At 64.0% G+C, this 18,262-nt stretch carries 17 protein-coding genes; 13 read left to right on the forward strand and 4 right to left on the reverse strand.

Annotated elements, in window-relative coordinates:
- Nucleotides 1–184: 184 nt before the first annotated feature.
- Nucleotides 185–1,990: an IlvD/Edd family dehydratase gene (locus FJ973_RS16750; RefSeq protein ID WP_140497024.1), complete on the reverse strand. Its 1,806-nt coding sequence runs from the start codon at nt 1,988–1,990 to the stop codon at nt 185–187.
- A 151-nt stretch (nt 1,991–2,141) separates the two neighbouring features.
- Between FJ973_RS16750 and FJ973_RS16755 the strand changes: the two genes are divergently transcribed.
- A complete protein-coding gene (locus tag FJ973_RS16755; RefSeq protein ID WP_140497026.1) occupies nt 2,142–2,594 on the forward strand; it encodes a carbon monoxide dehydrogenase subunit G in 453 nt (150 codons plus the stop codon).
- Nucleotides 2,595–2,629: 35 nt separating this feature from the next.
- On the opposite strand, the gene FJ973_RS16760 is transcribed toward FJ973_RS16755, so the two are convergent.
- The 3 genes from FJ973_RS16760 to FJ973_RS16770 form a co-directional block, all read right to left on the reverse strand.
- Nucleotides 2,630–3,799 carry an Mrp/NBP35 family ATP-binding protein gene (locus FJ973_RS16760; RefSeq protein ID WP_140497028.1) on the reverse strand — a complete coding sequence of 390 codons (1,170 nt, stop codon included), beginning with the start codon at nt 3,797–3,799 and terminating at the stop codon, nt 2,630–2,632.
- A gap of 77 nt (nt 3,800–3,876) precedes the next feature.
- A complete protein-coding gene (locus tag FJ973_RS16765) occupies nt 3,877–4,881 on the reverse strand; it encodes an inorganic phosphate transporter (protein WP_140497030.1) in 1,005 nt (334 codons plus the stop codon).
- Between the two features lie 3 nt (nt 4,882–4,884).
- Nucleotides 4,885–5,526 carry a DUF47 domain-containing protein gene (locus FJ973_RS16770; protein WP_140497032.1) on the reverse strand — a complete coding sequence of 214 codons (642 nt, stop codon included), beginning with the start codon at nt 5,524–5,526 and terminating at the stop codon, nt 4,885–4,887.
- 218 nt (nt 5,527–5,744) lie between these two features.
- On the opposite strand from FJ973_RS16770, the gene FJ973_RS16775 reads away from it, so the two are divergent.
- The 12 genes from FJ973_RS16775 (at nt 5,745) to FJ973_RS16830 (ending at nt 18,205) form a co-directional block, all read left to right on the forward strand.
- A complete protein-coding gene (locus tag FJ973_RS16775; RefSeq protein WP_140556809.1) occupies nt 5,745–6,122 on the forward strand; it encodes a VOC family protein in 378 nt (125 codons plus the stop codon).
- A gap of 92 nt (nt 6,123–6,214) precedes the next feature.
- The gene (locus FJ973_RS16780) at nt 6,215–7,114 is read left to right on the forward strand and encodes a LysR family transcriptional regulator (protein ID WP_140556811.1); all 900 of its coding nucleotides are present in this window, start codon (nt 6,215–6,217) and stop codon (nt 7,112–7,114) included.
- Between the two features lie 132 nt (nt 7,115–7,246).
- Complete coding sequence (locus FJ973_RS16785) at nt 7,247–7,726, forward strand: formate dehydrogenase subunit gamma (protein WP_140556813.1); 480 nt, start codon at nt 7,247–7,249, stop codon at nt 7,724–7,726.
- Complete coding sequence (locus FJ973_RS16790) at nt 7,723–9,279, forward strand: NADH-quinone oxidoreductase subunit NuoF (protein WP_140556814.1); 1,557 nt, start codon at nt 7,723–7,725, stop codon at nt 9,277–9,279. Before FJ973_RS16785 ends, FJ973_RS16790 begins: the two co-directional genes overlap by 4 nt.
- Nucleotides 9,280–9,289: 10 nt before the next feature.
- Nucleotides 9,290–12,199, forward strand: a complete 2,910-nt coding sequence (gene fdhF, locus FJ973_RS16795; RefSeq protein WP_140523688.1) for a formate dehydrogenase subunit alpha — start codon at nt 9,290–9,292, stop codon at nt 12,197–12,199.
- Nucleotides 12,200–12,327: 128 nt separating this feature from the next.
- The gene (gene fdhD, locus FJ973_RS16800) at nt 12,328–13,158 is read left to right on the forward strand and encodes a formate dehydrogenase accessory sulfurtransferase FdhD (protein WP_140556816.1); all 831 of its coding nucleotides are present in this window, start codon (nt 12,328–12,330) and stop codon (nt 13,156–13,158) included.
- Nucleotides 13,148–13,459 carry a formate dehydrogenase subunit delta gene (locus FJ973_RS16805; protein WP_140497046.1) on the forward strand — a complete coding sequence of 104 codons (312 nt, stop codon included), beginning with the start codon at nt 13,148–13,150 and terminating at the stop codon, nt 13,457–13,459. The genes fdhD and FJ973_RS16805 overlap by 11 nt, the downstream gene beginning before the upstream one ends.
- Before the next feature lie 112 nt (nt 13,460–13,571).
- On the forward strand, nt 13,572–15,125 hold the full coding sequence (locus FJ973_RS16810) for an alpha/beta fold hydrolase (RefSeq protein WP_140556817.1): 1,554 nt from the start codon (nt 13,572–13,574) through the stop codon (nt 15,123–15,125).
- Between the two features lie 107 nt (nt 15,126–15,232).
- Nucleotides 15,233–15,712, forward strand: a complete 480-nt coding sequence (locus tag FJ973_RS16815) for a carboxymuconolactone decarboxylase family protein (RefSeq protein ID WP_140513022.1) — start codon at nt 15,233–15,235, stop codon at nt 15,710–15,712.
- An 18-nt stretch (nt 15,713–15,730) separates the two neighbouring features.
- Nucleotides 15,731–16,159: a nuclear transport factor 2 family protein gene (locus FJ973_RS16820; protein ID WP_224680761.1), complete on the forward strand. Its 429-nt coding sequence runs from the start codon at nt 15,731–15,733 to the stop codon at nt 16,157–16,159.
- Between the two features lie 33 nt (nt 16,160–16,192).
- Nucleotides 16,193–16,507: a hypothetical protein gene (locus FJ973_RS16825; protein ID WP_140497050.1), complete on the forward strand. Its 315-nt coding sequence runs from the start codon at nt 16,193–16,195 to the stop codon at nt 16,505–16,507.
- A gap of 288 nt (nt 16,508–16,795) precedes the next feature.
- Nucleotides 16,796–18,205, forward strand: a complete 1,410-nt coding sequence (locus tag FJ973_RS16830) for an FAD-binding oxidoreductase (protein ID WP_140497052.1) — start codon at nt 16,796–16,798, stop codon at nt 18,203–18,205.
- The last annotated feature ends 57 nt before the right edge of the window (nt 18,206–18,262 follow it).

Consider the following 18,262-nt stretch of genomic DNA (forward strand, 5'->3'; position numbering starts at 1 on the left):
GTCGTCGCGATGAACCCCTTGCAGCGATGGTGGATTTGTTGGGCAGGCTTGTCAAGGACGCAATGTCCCCGGCCTGTGGCAGGCCGCGAAACGGAAAGACGACCGGCGGCCGATCAGGCCGCCGATCGGCGATCGCTATCCGTCAATTATCGCTTGAAACGATCGATGATTGTCCGGGGAATAATCAGTGATTGTCCCGGGGCACGCCCTTCGTATGAGCGACGTCCTGGTATTTCACCGCCGGTTTCAGCACCATGCCGCCCGAGAACTGGTCGACCATACCGCGCTGGATTTCCTGCCATGGTGTCTGGTGCTCGGGATAATGGTAGCCGCCATTGTTCTGCAGCTCGGCGCGGCGGCGGGTGATCTCGTCATCGGTGACGAGAATGTTGGCCGTGCCCTTTTTCAGGTCGATGCGAACGCGGTCGCCTGTCTTGAGCAACGCAAGCCCCCCGCCGATGGCGGCTTCCGGCGAGGCGTTGAGGATGGAGGGCGAGCCTGACGTGCCGGACTGGCGGCCGTCGCCGATGCAGGCCAGCGCGTGGATGCCCTTCTTGATGAGATAGGCCGGCGGCTGCATGTTGACGACCTCGGCGCCGCCGGGATAGCCGACCGGACCGGCGCCGCGCATGAACAGGATGGTGTGCTCGTCGATCCCTTGCGCCGGGTCGTCGATGCGGGCGTGGTAATCCTCCGGACCGTCGAAGACCATGGCATTGCCCTCGAAGGCCTCGGGGTCCTTCGGGTTGGAGAGATAGCGCTCGCGGAATTCGGGCGAGATGCCGCTGGTCTTCATGATTGCCGAATCGAACAGATTGCCCTTGAGATTGATGAAGCCGGCATTGGCCTTCAGCGGCTCGGCGACAGTGCGGATGACCTCGCGGTTCTCGTTGACGGCATCGCGGCAATTGTCGCCCATTGTCTTGCCGTTGGCGGTCAGAGCATCCGGATGCGGCAGCAGCCCGGCTTTCATGAGCTCCGCCACCACGGCCGGCACGCCGCCCGCGTGATGGTAGTCCTCGCCCAGATATTCGCCCGTCGGCTGGAGATTGACGATGAGCGGCACGTCGAGGCCGATCTTCTGCCAGTCGTCATTGTCGAGCGGCACGCCGAGATGGCGGGCGATGGCGTTGAGATGGATCGGCGCGTTGGTGGAGCCGCCGATCGCCGAATTGACGACGATGGCGTTCTCGAACGCCTTGCGCGTCATGATGTCGGAGGGCTTCAAATCCTCGTGCACCATATCGACGATGCGTTTTCCCGTCTCGTAGGCGATCTGGCCGCGCTCGCGATAAGGAGCCGGAATCGCGGCCGAACCCGGCAGCTGCATGCCGAGCGCCTCGGCCAGCGAGTTCATGGTGGTGGCGGTGCCCATGGTGTTGCAGTAGCCGGTGGACGGCGCCGAGGAGGCGACGATGTCCATGAACTCGTCGTAGCCGATCTCGCCGGCCGACAGGCGCTGGCGCGATTCCCAGACGATGGTGCCCGAACCGGTGCGCTTGCCCTTGTGCCAGCCGTTAAGCATCGGACCGACCGACAGCGCTATGGCCGGAATGTTGACGGTCGCCGCCGCCATCAACAGCGCCGGCGTCGTCTTGTCGCAGCCGATGGTGAGCACGACGCCGTCAAGCGGATAGCCATAGAGCACTTCTACCAGGCTGAGATAGGCAAGGTTGCGGTCGAGAGCTGCGGTCGGGCGCTTGCCGGTCTCCTGGATCGGGTGGCACGGGAATTCGAAAGGAATGCCGCCCATCGAGACGATGCCTTCGCGCACGCGTTTGGCGAGCTCGATGTGGTGGCGATTGCAAGGCGACAGGTCGGAACCGGTCTGGGCAATGCCGATCAGCGGCTTGCCCGACATCAGTTCGGCGCGCGTCAGCCCGTAATTCAGGTAGCGCTCCAGATAAAGTGCCGTCATGCCCGGATTGTCGGGGTTGTCGAACCACTCCTGCGAGCGAAACTTTTTCTTTCCTGTGGGGGCGCCAGCCATCATGGTCTCCGTATTTGTATGACAAATCGATATGACAACGCGCGGATGCAGGCAAGGGGCACGCGTGATCTGAATCCGGACTTTGGTGCGATAGACATCAATCGGGCCGCACGCTACCAACAATCCGACATTGGTCGTCCGGGAGGTTCTGATGGCTTTGGTGATCGAGGGCGAGGAGCGCATCGCCGCACCCCTCCAGAAAGTTTGGGAAGCGCTGAACGATCCGGCGGTGCTGAGAGAAAGCATCCCCGGCTGCCAGAGCCTCGAAATGAAGTCGCCGACTGAGATGGCGGCGACGGTGGTGCTGAAGATCGGCCCGATCAAGGCGACCTTCAACGGCGAGGTGACGCTGAGAAATCTCAATCCCCCGCATGCCTACACGATCCAGGGCGAAGGCAAGGGCGGCATCGCCGGCTTCGCCAAGGGCGGCGCCGACGTGACGCTGACCGAGGATGGGGCGGACGCGACGGTGCTCAAATACGCCGCCAAGGCCGAAGTCGGCGGCAAGATCGCCCAGCTCGGCAGTCGGCTGATCGAATCGACCTCGAAGAAACTGGCGGGACAGTTCTTTTCGAGCTTCGGCGAGAAGGTGGGGGCTGCTTAGGCTGGTCTATCCAGCGTTAGCGCCCCTGGACGACATTACTCGAAGACGATGCTCGGCACGGCGTCCGCGGCCGCGCCGCGCTCTTCGTTGACCCTGTCCCAGACCTTCGAAGCGATATCGCGATAGATCTTCGCTTCGGCACTGTCGGGCTTCGATGCCACCACCGGCGCACCTTCATCCGAGCTTTCGCGAATGCCCATCTCCAGCGGCACCTCGCCAAGGAAGGTGACGCCGAGGCGCTCGGCCTCACGGCGTGCGCCGCCATGGCCGAAGATGTCGTAGCGCTTGCCGGTGTCGGGGGCGAGGAAATAGCTCATGTTCTCGACGATGCCGAGCAGCGGCACGTCGACTTTCCTGAACATGTTGAGGCCCTTGCGAGCATCGATCAGGGCCAGATCCTGCGGCGTCGAGACGATGACCGCGCCGGCCAACGGCACCTGCTGGGCCATGGTGAGCTGGGCGTCACCGGTGCCAGGGGGCATATCGACGACGAGCACGTCGAGCGGCCCCCATTCGACTTCGCGCAGCATCTGCGTCAGCGCCGACATCACCATCGGCCCGCGCCAGATCATCGGCGTTTCCTCGTCGACGAGGAAGCCCATCGACATCACCTTGAGACCGTAATTCTGCATCGGTTTCAGGATCTTGCCGTCGACGGTCTGCGGCCGGCCGCGGATGTTGAGCAGCCTTGGCATGGACGGGCCATAGATGTCGGCATCGAGCACGCCCACTTTCAGCCCGTTGGCGGCGAGGCCGAGGGCCAGATTGACGGCTGTGGTCGACTTGCCGACACCGCCCTTGCCGGACGCAACCGCGATGATCGCCTCGATGCCGGGCACGCCGCGCTTGCCCTGGCTGTGCGAGGCAGGCGCATGGGGCGCCGGGCGCGGCGCGGCAACGGGCGGGGCGGGACGTGGCGCCGGGCGCGCCGCGACAGGCGCCTCCATGCCGCCGCCCTTCTTCTCCGCCGTCAAGGCGACGACGGCGCCGGCGACACCAGGAATAGCTTTCACGACACGCTCGGCCGCGGCGCGCAATGGCTCCATCTCCTGCGCCCTGGCGGCCGGAACGGTGATCGAGAAGAACACTTTCGAATCGGCGATGAAAATCTCGGAAACCATGCCGAGGTCGACGATGTTGCCGGTGAAATCGGGGCCATTGACCGTTTTCAGGCGCTCGATGACGGTTTCCTTGGTGACGGACATGGCTGTTGCTTCCCTGGCGTTCGGCTGCTGCTCACATAGTGCAGATCGCCGGCGGCTCCAAGCGCCAGGCCGCGACATCAGCCTGCCAGGCGAACCGCCAGATAGGTCAGTGCAGAAATCGCCGCCGTCGCCGGCAAGGTGACGACCCATGCGATGACGATGTTGCCGGCTATGCCCCAGCGCACCGCCGAGACACGGCGGGCGGCGCCGACGCCGATGATGGCGCCGGTGATGGTGTGCGTGGTCGAAACCGGAACACCGAGCCATGTCGCGGCGAAGAGGGTGATGGCGCCGCCGGTCTCGGCGCAGAATCCCTGCATCGGGTTGAGCCTGGTGATCTTCGAGCCCATCGTGTGGACGATGCGCCAACCGCCGAACAGCGTGCCCAGCGCCAATGCCGACTGGCAAGTCAGGACCACCCAGAGCGGCACGTAGAAATCCGTTCCGAGCATGCCTTGGGAATAGAGCAGCACGGCGATGATGCCCATGGTCTTTTGCGCATCGTTGCCGCCATGACCGAGCGAATAGAGGGAGGCGGAAAAGAACTGCATGACACGGAAGGTACTGTCGACGGCGAACGGCGTCTGGCGCACGAACAGCCAGGAAACCACCAGGATCAGGAGAAGCGCCAGGACAAAGCCCGTCGCCGGCGACAGGACGATGGCGGCGACCGTCTTGCCGAGCCCCGCCCAGACGATGGCACCCGTGCCGGCCTTTGCGACGCCTGCCCCCACCAATCCGCCGATCAGCGCATGCGAACTGCTCGACGGGATGCCGGCGATCCAGGTGACGATATTCCAGACGATGGCGCCGACCAGGGCGGCGAAGATCACCGCCGGGGTGACGATGCTTGCATCGATGATACCCTTGCCCACGGTTTCGGCGACATGAAGGCCAAAGAACATGAAGGCGATGAAATTGAAGAAGGCCGCCCAGAACACCGCGTAATGCGGTCTCAGCACCCGGGTCGAGACAATGGTGGCGATCGAGTTGGCGGCGTCGTGCAGGCCGTTGAGGAAATCGAAGAACAGCGCGACGGCGACGAGGCCGACCAGCAGGGGAAAGGCGATCGCGACTTCCATCGCCTAGACGTTCTCGATGACGATGCCGCTGATCTCGTTGGCGACGTCCTCGAAGCGGTCGACCACCTTCTCCAATTGGCCATAGATCTCCGAGCCGATCAGATAGGCCATCGCATCGCTGCGGCCGTGCCGCCTGAAGAGATCCTTCAGGCCCTGCTCATGCAGATCGTCGGCTCGGCCTTCGGCACGCATGACTTCCTCGGCGAGTTCGTTCAGGCGCGCACTGTTGGCGCCGACCTTGGCCAGCAGCGGGATCGCCTCCGCGACGAGCCTAGCGGCATCGACAATGACGGCGCCCATTTCCTGCATCAGCGGATCGAATTCCCTCTTCTCGAACAGCCGCACCGTCTTGACGGTCTTGTGCATCATGTCGATGGCGTCATCCATCGACTGGATCAGGTCCTTGATATCGCCGCGGTCGAAAGGCGTGATGAATGAGCGCCGCACGGCAAGCAGGACTTCGGCGGTGATATGGTCGGCTTCGTCCTCGAGATCGACGATCTTTTCGCACCAATGCTCGATGTCCTTGCCCAGGAGGAGCTGCTGCAGGGCCTCCGCGCCGCCGACCACCGTGCGGGAATGCCGCTCGAACAGGTCGAAGAAGCGATCTTCGCGCGGCAACAGCTTGCGGAACCAGCCCAGCATGTTCGTCCCTCCCGGCGCACCAGTTCCATCCACATAGCGCCGCATGCGCCCATGGGGAACAGTAAGCCGGCTGAAAGATGTGGATGCAGCCAATTGCAAGCACCGCTCGCGAACGGCAATTACCGGCCATCGCCGGCAAAGCGGGGCTCGTCAAGCGACGGGGGCGACCTATTTCCAAGGAGACGCCGGGGACGACAAGCAGCGAAGGAGAAACGATCATGCTTGCAAACAGCAACGCGACGGCCAACCTCGCGGTGAAAGACCTGGCGAAGGCAAAGGCTTTCTATGAGGGGACGCTCGGCCTGAAACAGGTGCATGACGAGGGTGGCGAACTGATCGTGTACAAAAGCGGCGACACCACGATCAACGTCTATCGCTCTCAGTTCGCCGGAACCAACAAGGCGACGGCGGTGACGTGGACGGTCGGCGATGAGATCGACACCGTCGTCAGCGGGCTGAAATCGAAGGGCGTTGCCTTCGAACACTACGAGATGCCCGGCCTGACACTGGAAGGCGACATCCATGTCGGTCACGGCATGAAGGTCGCCTGGTTCAAGGATCCGGACGGTAACATCCTCAATCTCGTCGACCGATAGGTTTCTGCGATCAAGCATCGGCTTGGGGCGATCTACATCGCAGTGGCCGGCAGCCCTCTGGCGCGGTGCGGCGGCGGCGGTTAGCTTCAGATATGATCGACAAGCTGGAATTTTTCATCGCGCTGGCCAAGGAAGAGCATTTCGGGCGGGCTGCCGAAGTGTGCGGCGTCACCCAGCCCACCTTGTCGGCCGGCATCAAGCAACTTGAGGGTCAGCTGGGCGTGATGCTGGTCCTGCGCGGCTCGCGCTTCCAGGGCCTGACCCCGGAGGGCAAGCAGGTGCTGGTGTGGGCGCGCCGCATCGTCGGCGATACCAGAACCATGCGCGAGGAGATGCGGGCGGCGCGGCACGGCTTGTCGGGACGTATCCGCATCGCCGCCATTCCCACCGCGCTCGCCATGGTGGCGCGGCTGACGACGCCATTCCGCGAAAAACACCCCGGCGTCACCTTCTCGGTACTGTCCCGGACCTCGATCGAAGTGCTGTCGCTGCTCGGCAATTTCGATATAGACGCCGGCATCACCTATCTCGACAACGAACCGCTCGGACGAGTGACCAGCGTACCACTCTACGATGAGCGCTATCAGCTGATCACCGCCATCGGAAACCCCTATTCCGACCGCGACAAGGTGACATGGGCCGAGATCAGCCACCTGCCGCTCTGCCTGCTAACCCCGGACATGCAGAACCGCCGCATCATCGACCAGCACCTGGCCGAGGCCGGTGTCGAGGTCCGGCCGACGCTGGAATCCAATTCGATGATCGTGCTGTTCTCGCATATCCGCACGGGCAAATGGTCCTCGATCATGCCGCTCAACCTCACGGAAACGTTCGGCTTTTCCGAACCTATCAGGGCTATCCCGATCGTCGAGCCGGACGCCAGCCACACGGTCGGGCTGGTGGCCGCGTTGCGCGAACCGCACACGCCGCTGGTTTCGGCGCTGCTGGACGAGGCGATGGCGCTTGCAGACGATTTCCGTGCCCCCCGCTAGGTTAGGAAATGCAGGTGCTGGAATTCGATAGAAAATTTCTATCAAGCGACGGATCCGCTTTATTGATTTCAGGGGTTTCTCCTGATTTTGTAAAGACTTAGCGATAAAGCCACCGACCAGGGAGGGCGCTGCGTGACGATGCAGCCTGCAAGTACCGAGATCGCATCGCGCACGGCCGCGATCATCCAGGATATGAAAGACCTCGAAGGTCCGCTGCTGCCGATCCTCCATAACATTCAGGAAGAGTTCGGCCATGTGCCGCAGGCAGCACTCCCGGTCATTGCCGACGGACTGAACCTTTCCAGAGCAGAGGTGCACGGCGTCGTCACCTTCTATCACGATTTCCGCGCCCGCCCGGCAGGCCGGCATGTGCTCAAGCTCTGCCAGGCCGAAGCTTGCCAGTCGATGGGTTCCGATGCGGTGGCCGCCAGGATCAAGCAATTGCTCGGCATTGATTTCCACGAGACGGCGAAAGACGGTTCGGTGACCCTGGAGCCGGTTTATTGCTTGGGACTGTGCGCCTGCTCGCCCTCGGCGATGCTCGATGGCGAGGTGATCGGGCGGCTCGACAACGAGAAGATCGAAGAGATCGTCGCGGAGGTGCGCTCATGATCCCGCGCATCTACATTCCCGGCGATTCCGGCGCGCTGGCGCTCGGTGCCGAAAGGGTCGCCAAGGCTGTTCGTGCTGAACTCGCCGAGCGCGGCGTTGAGGCCAAGATCGTCCGCAATGGATCGCGCGGCGCCTATTTCCTAGAGCCTATGGTCGAGGTCGCCACAGCAAACGGCCGCGTCGCCTACGGGCCGGTGAAGCCTTCCGACGTCAAGAGCTTGTTCGACAGCGGCTTTCTCACCGGCGGCCATCACAAGCGCTGGCTGGGCGCGCCGGACAAGATCCCGTTCCTGGCCAAGCAGACCCGTCTGACCTTCGCGCGCTGCGGCATCAACGACCCGCTGTCACTCGACGCCTATAAGTCGCTTGGCGGGCTGAAGGGCCTGCAGAACGCGGTGGCCATGGCGCCGGCCGAGATCGTCAGCCAGGTTACGGAGTCCGGCCTGCGCGGCCGCGGCGGCGCCGGCTTCCCGACCGGTATCAAATGGAAGACGGTGCTCGATACGACATCCGAGCGCAAATACATCGTCTGCAACGCCGACGAGGGCGACAGCGCCACCTTCGCCGACCGCATGATCATGGAGGGCGATCCCTTCGTGCTGATCGAAGGCATGGCGATCGCCGGCATCGCCACCGGCGCGACCAAGGGCTTCGTCTACATCCGCTCGGAATATCCGCATGCGGTGGCGGTCATGAACAAGGCCGTCGAGGTCGCCCGCAAGGCCGGGGTGCTCGGCGTCAACGTGCTCGGTTCGCTCAGCGCCTTCGACATGGAGATCCGCGTCGGCGGCGGCGCCTATGTCTGCGGCGAGGAGACCTCGCTTCTGAACAGCCTGGAAGGCAAGCGCGGCGTGGTGCGCGCCAAGCCGCCGCTGCCGGCAATCCAAGGCCTTTTCGGCAAGCCTACGGTGATCAACAACGTCATCTCGCTGGCTTCGGTGCCTGTCATCATGGACAAGGGCGCCGCCTACTACAAGGATTTCGGCATGGGCCGCTCGCGCGGCACGATCCCGATCCAGATCGCCGGCAACGTCAAGCGCGGTGGCCTGTTCGAGGCGGCTTTCGGCATGACGCTGGGCGAAATCATCGACGATATCGGCGGCGGCACGGCCACCGGCCGGCCGGTCAAGGCGGTGCAGGTCGGCGGTCCACTCGGCGCCTATTTTCCGCGCGCTTTGTTCGACACGCCGTTCGACTATGAGGAATTCGCCAAGCGCGATGGACTGATCGGCCATGCCGGCATCACCGTGTTCGACGACACCGCCGACATGCTGAAACAGGCGCGCTTCGCCATGGAGTTCTGCGCCATCGAAAGCTGCGGCAAATGCACGCCCTGCCGCATCGGCTCGACGCGCGGGGTGGAGACCATCGACAGGCTCGCCGCCGGCATCGAGCCGGAGAAGAACCTCGCCCTGGTCACCGATCTCTGCAACACGATGAAGTTCGGATCGCTCTGCGCGCTGGGCGGCTTCACGCCCTACCCGGTGATGAGCTCGATCACGCATTTCCCCGAGGATTTCAAGCCCGCGCCGGCGCGCGTGGCTGCTGAATAGGACCTGGCAGATGAACATCAAGGCCGACTTCCCGACGCTCATCGAAGAGATCGACTACGGAACTCCGCAATCGAAAGCTGAGAAGCGGATCACGCTGACCGTCGACGGCCGCAGCATCAGCGTGCCGGAAGGCACGTCGATCATGCGCGCCGCGATGGAAAGCGGGGTCGAGATCCCGAAGCTGTGCGCCACGGACATGCTGGACTCCTTCGGCTCCTGCCGCGTCTGCCTGGTCGAGATCGATGGCCGCGGCGGCACGCCGGCGTCCTGCACGACGCCCGTCGGCGAAGGCATGGTGGTGCGCACGCAGTCGGAGCGGCTCGATGCCATTCGCCGCGGCGTCATGGAGCTCTATGTCTCCGACCATCCGGTGGGCTGGAACGAGAAGGCCGGCACCGGCGCCAGCGAGTTCGACGCGGTGGCGAAGTCGGTCGGCCTTTCCGAGAATCGCTACGGCGTCGAAGGCCGCAATCACGTCAAGGAGGATGGCGTCGCGCCCGGCCACGGCTCGCTGGCCGTCGACTACATCGCGCGTGACGAATCCAACCCGTATTTCACCTATGATCCGGCGCAATGCATCGTCTGTTCGCGTTGCGTGCGGGCCTGCGAAGAGGTGCAGGGCACCTTCGCGCTGACGATCGAGGGCCGCGGCTTCGAATCGCGCATGGTCGCCGGCATGCACGAGGATTTCATTGCTTCCGAATGCGTGTCCTGCGGCGCCTGCGTGCAGGCCTGCCCGACCGATGCGCTGCGTGAGAAGACAGTGCTCGCCAAGGGCCTGCCGGAACGCTCGGCCGTCACCACCTGCGCCTATTGCGGCGTCGGCTGCTCGTTCAAGGCCGAAGTGAAGGATGACGAGGTCATCCGCATGATGCCCTACAAGGAGGGCAAGGCCAATCACGGCCATTCCTGCGTGAAGGGCCGCTTCGCCTATGGCTATGCCACCCACAAGGACCGCATCCTGTCGCCGATGATCCGCGAGAAGGTGAGCGATCCCTGGCGCGAAGTGAGTTGGGAGGAGGCGATCGCCCACACGGCCAAGGAGTTCCGCCGCATCCAGTACCAGTATGGACGCACGGCGATCGGCGGCATCACCTCGTCGCGCTGCACCAATGAGGAGACCTATCTGGTCCAGAAGCTGGTGCGCCAAGGCTTCCGCAACAACAATGTCGATACCTGCGCGCGCGTCTGCCATTCGCCGACCGGCTACGGGCTCGGCCAGACCTACGGCACCTCGGCCGGCACGCAGGATTTCGATTCCGTCGAATTCACCGACGTCGCCGTCATCATCGGCGCCAATCCGGCTTCCGCACACCCGGTTTTCGCCTCGCGGCTGAAGAAGCGGCTGCGCCAGGGCGCCAAGCTGATCGTGCTCGACCCGCGCCGCACCGAGATGGTCAAGTCGGCGCATGTCGAAGCCGACTACCACCTGCCGCTGAAGCCCGGCACCAATGTCGCCGTGCTGACGGCGCTGGCACATGTCATCGTCACCGAAGGCCTGTTCGACGAGGCCTTCATCCGCGAGCGCTGTGACTGGACGGAATTCCAGGACTGGGCGTCCTTCGTCGCCCTGCCGGAGAACAGCCCCGAAACCGTCGGCAAGCTGTCCGGCGTCGATCCCGAACTGATCCGCGGTGCGGCACGTCTCTACGCCAAGGGCGGCAACGGGGCGATCTACTACGGCCTCGGCGTCACCGAGCACAGCCAGGGCTCGACCACGGTGATGGCGATTGCCAATCTCGCCATGGCCACCGGCAATATCGGTCGCCCGGGCGTCGGCGTGAACCCGCTGCGCGGCCAGAACAACGTGCAGGGCTCGTGCGACATGGGCTCCTTCCCGCACGAACTGCCAGGCTATCGCCATGTCTCGGGCGACGCGGTGCGCGACATCTATGAAAGCCTGTGGGGCGTGAAGCTGGACGACGAACCGGGGCTGCGCATCCCCAACATGCTGGATGCAGCCGTCGACGGCTCCTTCAAGGGCATCTACATCCAGGGCGAGGACATCCTGCAGTCCGATCCTGACACCAAGCATGTCGCCGCCGGCCTGGCCGCGATGGAATGCGTGGTCGTGCACGATCTCTTCCTCAACGAGACGGCGAACTACGCGCATGTGTTCCTGCCGGGCTCGACCTTCCTCGAGAAGGACGGCACCTTCACCAATGCCGAGCGCCGCATCAACATGGTGCGCAAGGTGCTGGAGCCGAAGGCGCGCTACGCCGACTGGGAAGCGACGCAGGAGCTTGCCCGCGCCATCGGGCTCGACTGGAACTATATGCATCCGTCCGAGATCATGGACGAGATCGCCAAGACGACGCCGAGCTTCGCCGGCGTCTCGTTCGAGTTGCTCGACCGCGTCGGGTCGGTGCAGTGGCCCTGCAATGAGAAGGCGCCACTCGGCACCCCCATCATGCATGTCGACGGCTTCGTGCGCGGCAAGGGCAAGTTCATCCGCACCGAATATGTGGCGACGGACGAGCGAACCGGGCCGCGCTTCCCGCTGCTTTTGACCACCGGCCGGATCCTGTCGCAGTACAATGTCGGCGCGCAAACGCGGCGCACCGACAATATCATGTGGCACTCCGAGGACCGGCTGGAGATCCATCCGCACGACGCCGAGAACCGTGGCCTGCGCGACGGCGACTGGGTGCGGCTGACCAGCCGCTCCGGCGAGACGACGCTGCGCGCGCAGATCACCGACAGGGTGTCACCGGGCGTGGTCTATACGACCTTCCACCATCCCGACACACAGGCCAACGTCATCACCACGGACTTTTCGGACTGGGCGACCAACTGTCCGGAATATAAGGTGACGGCGGTGCAGGTCGGTGCCTCCAACGGACCATCGGAATGGCAACGCGACTATGACGAGCAAGCGCGCAACAGCCGCCGCATCGCCCCGCTGGAAGCGGCGGAGTAGACTTGGACGAGACATTCGACAATAAGAGCTTCAATCTTGATGGTTGATCGACCACCATTGCGTCGAGCTTCACTCGATACCCCTTCCCCGATCGACCGGGATGAGGAAAGGCTTGAGGGGTGCGTCTCGTGACCCGCAAACGCCTCGCCATCACCGAAATGTCCCGTCTCGCTCGCCGCGCCAGCGGCACGGCAGCGGCCCGCCGCATGGTGCCGGAAGAAACGCCGGTGGCGTTCTCCTTTGCCGGCACGGCGCACGCGGTGATGATGGCGAGCCCGGCCGATTTGAAGGATTTCGCGCTCGGTTTCTCGCTGACCGAAGGCATCATCGCTTCACCCGAAGAGATCGAGGCGATCGAGGTCGAGGATCTAGGCGCCGGCATCGACATCCAGATTCGACTGAAGGACCAGGCCAACACGCGCTTCGAGGCGCGGCGGCGCAGGCTCGCCGGACCGGTTGGCTGCGGGCTCTGCGGCATCGAATCCATCGAGGAAGCGATGCGCGCGGTCGATTCGGTTGGTGCGTCTAAACTTACGCTTGATGCCGGCGACATCGTCCGTTCCGTCAAGCTTCTCTCCAGGATGCAGCCGCTGCACAGCGAGACGGGCGCGGTGCACGCCGCCGGCTTCTATATCCCCGGCAAGGGCACCGTCATTGCGCGCGAGGATGTCGGCCGTCACAACGCACTGGACAAGCTGGCCGGTGCATTGGCCAAGGCCGGCATCGACGGCGCGACCGGCGCGGTAGTGGTGACGTCGCGCGTCTCCGTCGAGATGGTGCAGAAGACGGCGACGATCGGCTCGCCCTTCATCATTGCCGTCTCTGCGCCGACCGCGCTCGCCGTCCGCACCGCCGAACAGGCCGGCATGACGCTGGTGGCCTTGGTTCGCGGCGACGATTTCGATATTTTCACCCATCCGGACCGGGTGGTTCGCGGAGTTGCCAAACATGTCGCATGACGAAGACCACATCATGAGCACCAGCGAGAAGCTGGTGCGGATGGCCAACCAGATCGCGGCCTTTTTCCACTCCAGGCCGCGCGAAGAAGGCGTGGCCGGGGTGGCCGAGCATATCAACAAATTCTGGGAGCCGAGGATGCGGCGTCAGTTCTTCGAGATGCTGGACAGCGGCGGCGACGGCTTCGATGAACTCGTCGTGGCTGCCTCGACCAGGATCAAGCAGCCGGTCTCGCCCGCCGAGGCCGATCTGAAGCTCGGGCTCAAGCTTCCCCCAGGCGACGTAGCCGCCTCGCAAAAATAGCCATTGGTTCGCGTCCGCTTATATTTCCTTCCGCTAAAGTTTAAGCTGCCGCACGCGACGCAGCTCTGCTATGGTCAGCGATCCGAAATCGCCAGGCCGGGCGGAACAACTCGTGAGGCCGATCGAGACCCGATACGCCCGTAGCGGCGATGTGCGGATCGCCTATCAGGTGGTCGGCCAAGGCGCGTTCGATCTCGTCTTCGTGCCGGGCTTCATCTCCAATCTCGACCTGCATTGGGAGGATGAAGGCTATAGCAGGCTGCTGAAACGGCTTTCCGCCTTCTCAAGGCTGATCCTGTTCGACAAGCGCGGCACCGGCCTGTCCGACCGCGTCGATGCCAACCATCTCCCCAGCCTCGAAACGCGCATGGACGACGTGCGTGCGGTGATGGACGCGGCCGGCAGCGGCCGCGCGGCCCTGCTCGGCGCCTCGGAAGGCGCTCCGATGGCCATGCTGTTCGCCGCCACGTATCCGGAGCGGACGCGCGCCCTGGCGCTCTATGGCGGCTATGCCCATTTCCACCGATGGGTGATGCCGCCGGAACGGCTGGACGCATTCATCGCGACGACGGAAACCGCCTGGGGCACAGGCGCCACCTTGCCGCATTTTGCGCCCGGCCGCGTCGAAGACAGTCACTTTGCCGCCTGGTGGTCGCGGTTCGAGCGGCTGTCGGCAAGTCCAACGGCGGCGGCGGCGCTGGCGCGCATGAATGCCGGCATAGACGTGCGCGGCATACTCTCGGCGATCAGCGCGCCGACGCTGCTGATCCACCGCCGCAACGACGCGCGCGTCGATCCCGATGCCAGCCGCTTTCTCGCCCGGAAGATCCCGAACGCCCGGCTTGTCGAAATCCCCGGGCGCGACCACCCGGTATGGACCGGTGACGTCGACCGGGTCGCCGACCTAATCGAGGAATTCCTGACCGGCGAGCCGGCCGTGGCCGACAGCGAGCGCGTGCTCGCCGCATTGCTGGTGACGCGCATCTACGATACGGCGCGCCTCGGCGACCGCATGTGGAGCGAGCGCAGCCAGCGATTCCAGGAGACCTGGCGATTGCTGGTGGGGCGCCATGGCGGACGTGTCGCAGGCACGCATGGCGAGCTGATGATCTCGCGCTTCGACGGTCCGGCGCGCGCCATACGCTGCGCGGCGGCATTGCGCGAAGCGGCGCAGGAGATCGGTGTGGCCAGTGCACAGGGCGTGCATGTCGGCGAGATCGAGATGCGCGGACCGCCGGTCGGCTTGACTGCACGCGTGACCATACAACTTGCGGCCCATGCCAGCCGCGGCGAGATCCTGGCGTCGCGGCTGGTTTCCGACCTGGCGACCGGCTCCGGCCTACACTTCATCGATGGCGGACGCATTGCGCTCGACGAGTTGGACGAGCCGTTGGCGTTTGTTCTTGCGACGTCCGAGCAGCATCTGGAACCCGCCTGCCGATCCAAGCCCAGGCCTGCCGAACCGGCCGCGCTGACGGCGCGCGAAAGCGAGGTGGTGAGCCTGATCGCCGACGGCAAAAGCAATGCCGCGATCGCCGCCGAGCTCAACCTCAGCGAGCATACGGTCAAGCGTCACGTCGCCAACATATTGCTCAAGCTCGACCTGCCGTCGCGGGCGGCGGCGGCCGCGTTTTCGGCACGGAACCCTGGCCCGCACGGGCCATAAAGGCCATGGCGCTTTCGGGCGAAGCGGCCGATGGCGTCGGGGATTATCAATTCTTCCCATGCAGGCCAGGCGATATCGCCGTGACGGTACTGCGAAGGGAGGATGAAATGGTGAAATCAAGTCGCAAGACCAGATTGCTCGTCATCGCGGCCGGCGTCGGCGCCTTGCTGGCCCTGGCTCCGGCGCGGGCCGAGGATGCCTCGGCGACGGCAGCATACAAGGACATAGAGGCCACGCTCGGCTCCATACCGGACATGTTCAGGACTTTGCCTGACGTGGCGGTCGCCGGTGCCTGGGCCGAGATAAAGTCGATGCAGCTCAACCCCAAGACCGCACTCGACGGCAAGACCAAGGAACTCATGGGGCTTGCCGTCGCCTCGCAGATTCCTTGCCAGTACTGCGTCTACTTCCACACCGAGGCCGCCAAGCTCAACGGCGCGACCGACGAGGAGATCAAGGAAGCGGTGGCGATGGCGGCGATCGTTCGCCACTGGTCGACGATGCTCAACGGCAGCCAGGTCGACCTCACAGCCTTCAAGAAGCAGACCGACGACGTGTTCGCGGCCGTGAAGGCCAAGTCGCAGTGACACTATCGCTGCACGGCGATGATCGCCGGGCAGCACTTTGCTCATCAACCGCCCGATCGGGAAGACGGGCCCATGGAGGACGAAATGCTGACCAAGACACAGACCGTTGACGGCGCGGCAATCAAGAAAGCCATCGAAGGGCGCGACGGACAGATGCTGTCGAGCTTTTACGCCGACGATGCGGTGTTGCGGGTCGTCGACCGCAATAATCCGCCGAGCAAGCCGCGCGAGATCCGCGGCCGAGCGGCGATCAGCACATTCTGGGACGACATCTGCAGCCGGGCAATGACCCACAAGGTCGATACCACCATTGCCGATGGCGACAATCTCGCCTTCACCCAAGCCTGCGCCTACCCGGACGGGACCAAGGTGTTCTGTGCGGCGATGCTGGAACTCAAGGGCGGGCGGATTGCACGGCAGACCGTCGTGCAGGCCTGGGACGAGTAAGCGGCATCAGCCGCATCTTCGGAGGAGGAAAACATGTTCAGCGCCAGATGGCAGATCGACGCCAGGTTCGGACACAAGCAGACCGTGCTCGACCTCTTGCGGAAATGGGAATCCGAGATCGGTTCGCAGGTCGGCGTCGCCGACCTGAAGTTCCAGATCATGACGGGTTCGATCGGCGCGCGGGAGGCGACGGTCGAATCTCACCACCAGGTCGAAAGCCTGGCCCAGTTGGAAGAGTTCTTCGCCAGGATCGGCAAGATCGACGCGCATGCCAAATGGGGCAAGGAGATCGAGCCTTACGTCGTGTCGGGCACCAGCCTCTGGCAGATTTTCCGCATCGTCGAATAATGCATGTCGCCCAAAGGTGCCCATAGAACAACGATCTGAAGCGCGCCGCATCGGTCCCTTTCGACGCGACGCGCTTTCGCTACCATGACGGCTTCCGCCTGCCCGCTATGGCTCTCCCGGGCCATTTCCCCACTGGCCCTTTCGGGCGAAGCAGCGAGGAGCCGGATCGGTGCAATGTGCTCTCCTGCACCATCCTGCGCACCCGACGGATGGACGGCACAAGCAAAGCCACAAGATAAATCGTCGCGTCGAAACCATATGGCGCGGGCGCGATCAGGGAGGAAACCGATGACCGACGAAACCTATGCAAAACTGCGTGAAGGCTTGCGCGGAGAGCTGATCCTGCGCGGCGAAGCCGGCTATGAGGAGGCCCGCAAGGTCTACAACGGCATGATCGACAAGAGTCCGGCGCTGATTGCACGCTGCGTCGATGTCGCCGACGTGATCACCGCTGTAAGGTTCGCGCGCATAAACGACCTCCTCATCGCCGTGCGCAGCGGCGGCCACAACGGCGCGGGATTGGGGATTTGCGACAACGGTCTCGTCATCGACCTGTCGATGATGAAAGGCGTCCATGTCGACCCGAAAACCCGCACCGTGAGGGTCGCGCCCGGCTGCACTTCGGGCGACGTGGACCACGCCACCCATCCTTTCGCGCTCGCCGTTCCGTTCGGCATCGTTTCGACCACGGGCGTCGCCGGCCTTACCCTCGGTGGAGGAACCGGCTATCTCACGCGCAAATACGGCCTCACCATCGATAATCTGATCGAGGCCGATCTGGTGCTGGCCGATGGCAGCATGGCGAAGGCCAGCAAAAGCGAGAATCCCGACCTGTTCTGGGCGCTCCGGGGCGGCGGCGGCAATTTTGGCGTGGTAACCAGCTTCCTGTTCCAGGCTCATCCGGTGAACATGATCTTCGGCGGTCCGGTGTTCTGGGACGCCAGGCACGCGTCGGCGGTCATGCGTACCTATCGCGACTACCTGCCGGAAGCGCCGGAAGACCTCGGCGCTTTCGTCGGCCTCAAATCCGTCCCTTCGAGCGATCCTTTCCCGCGCGAGCATTGGGGCAAGCGCGCCTGTGCCATCATCTCGTGCTACAACGGCACGGAGGAGGACGGGCGCAAGGCCATGGCGCCGCTGCTGGACACCTTGCCGCCGCCAATGTTCAACTGGATGGGCGTAATGCCGTTCCCGGCGATGCAGTCGCTATTCGACCCGCTCCTTCCGAAAGGCCTGCAATGGTACTGGAAGGGCGATTTCGTCAAGTCGCTTCCCGACGAAGCGATCGCGACCCATATCGCACAGGCCGCCCAGGCGCCCAGCGAATTGTCGCTTATGCATCTATACCCGATTGACGGCGCCGTCCGCCGCGTCGGCAAGGACGAGACCGCCTGGAACGCGCGCGACGCAAGCTGGTCGATGGTCATCGCCGCCATCGACCCCGATCCCGGCAAAGCCGCCGACCTGACCGCGTGGGCACGGAATTACTGGGCGAGCGTCCATCCCCATAATGGCGAGGGCGGCTACGTGAACTTCATGATGGACGATGAAGGAGACGCGCGCTTGCAGGCGAGCTATGGCGGAAATTACGAGCGGCTGAGCCAGGTTAAGCGAACCTACGACCCATCCAATGTCTTCCGGGTCAACCTGAACATCAAGCCTGCGACATCGGCGATGCCGGGCCGGACGGCCGCGTAGTGCCGGGGTCTCGCCGCTGATGCCGTTCGGCGGCCGTGCCTGTCAAATGCAGCGCAA

It is taken from the genome of Mesorhizobium sp. B2-1-3 (assembly GCF_006442495.1).
Taxonomy (GTDB): Bacteria; Pseudomonadota; Alphaproteobacteria; order Rhizobiales; family Rhizobiaceae; genus Mesorhizobium.

What these genes read in the sequence shown, in the direction of transcription:
- FJ973_RS16820 (WP_224680761.1), top strand. Translation starts at nt 15,731, where the DNA reads ATGATCGCCGGGCAGCACTTTGCTCATCAACCGCCCGATCGGGAAGAC.
- FJ973_RS16815 (WP_140513022.1), top strand. Translation starts at nt 15,233, where the DNA reads ATGGTGAAATCAAGTCGCAAGACCAGATTGCTCGTCATCGCGGCCGGC.
- FJ973_RS16805 (WP_140497046.1), top strand. Translation starts at nt 13,148, where the DNA reads ATGTCGCATGACGAAGACCACATCATGAGCACCAGCGAGAAGCTGGTG.
- FJ973_RS16830 (WP_140497052.1), top strand. Translation starts at nt 16,796, where the DNA reads ATGACCGACGAAACCTATGCAAAACTGCGTGAAGGCTTGCGCGGAGAG.
- FJ973_RS16780 (WP_140556811.1), top strand. Translation starts at nt 6,215, where the DNA reads ATGATCGACAAGCTGGAATTTTTCATCGCGCTGGCCAAGGAAGAGCAT.
- fdhF (WP_140523688.1), top strand. Translation starts at nt 9,290, where the DNA reads ATGAACATCAAGGCCGACTTCCCGACGCTCATCGAAGAGATCGACTAC.
- FJ973_RS16770 (WP_140497032.1), bottom strand. Translation starts at nt 5,526, where the DNA reads ATGCTGGGCTGGTTCCGCAAGCTGTTGCCGCGCGAAGATCGCTTCTTC.
- FJ973_RS16765 (WP_140497030.1), bottom strand. Translation starts at nt 4,881, where the DNA reads ATGGAAGTCGCGATCGCCTTTCCCCTGCTGGTCGGCCTCGTCGCCGTC.
- FJ973_RS16825 (WP_140497050.1), top strand. Translation starts at nt 16,193, where the DNA reads ATGTTCAGCGCCAGATGGCAGATCGACGCCAGGTTCGGACACAAGCAG.
- FJ973_RS16790 (WP_140556814.1), top strand. Translation starts at nt 7,723, where the DNA reads ATGATCCCGCGCATCTACATTCCCGGCGATTCCGGCGCGCTGGCGCTC.
- FJ973_RS16775 (WP_140556809.1), top strand. Translation starts at nt 5,745, where the DNA reads ATGCTTGCAAACAGCAACGCGACGGCCAACCTCGCGGTGAAAGACCTG.
- FJ973_RS16755 (WP_140497026.1), top strand. Translation starts at nt 2,142, where the DNA reads ATGGCTTTGGTGATCGAGGGCGAGGAGCGCATCGCCGCACCCCTCCAG.
- FJ973_RS16750 (WP_140497024.1), bottom strand. Translation starts at nt 1,990, where the DNA reads ATGGCTGGCGCCCCCACAGGAAAGAAAAAGTTTCGCTCGCAGGAGTGG.
- FJ973_RS16760 (WP_140497028.1), bottom strand. Translation starts at nt 3,799, where the DNA reads ATGTCCGTCACCAAGGAAACCGTCATCGAGCGCCTGAAAACGGTCAAT.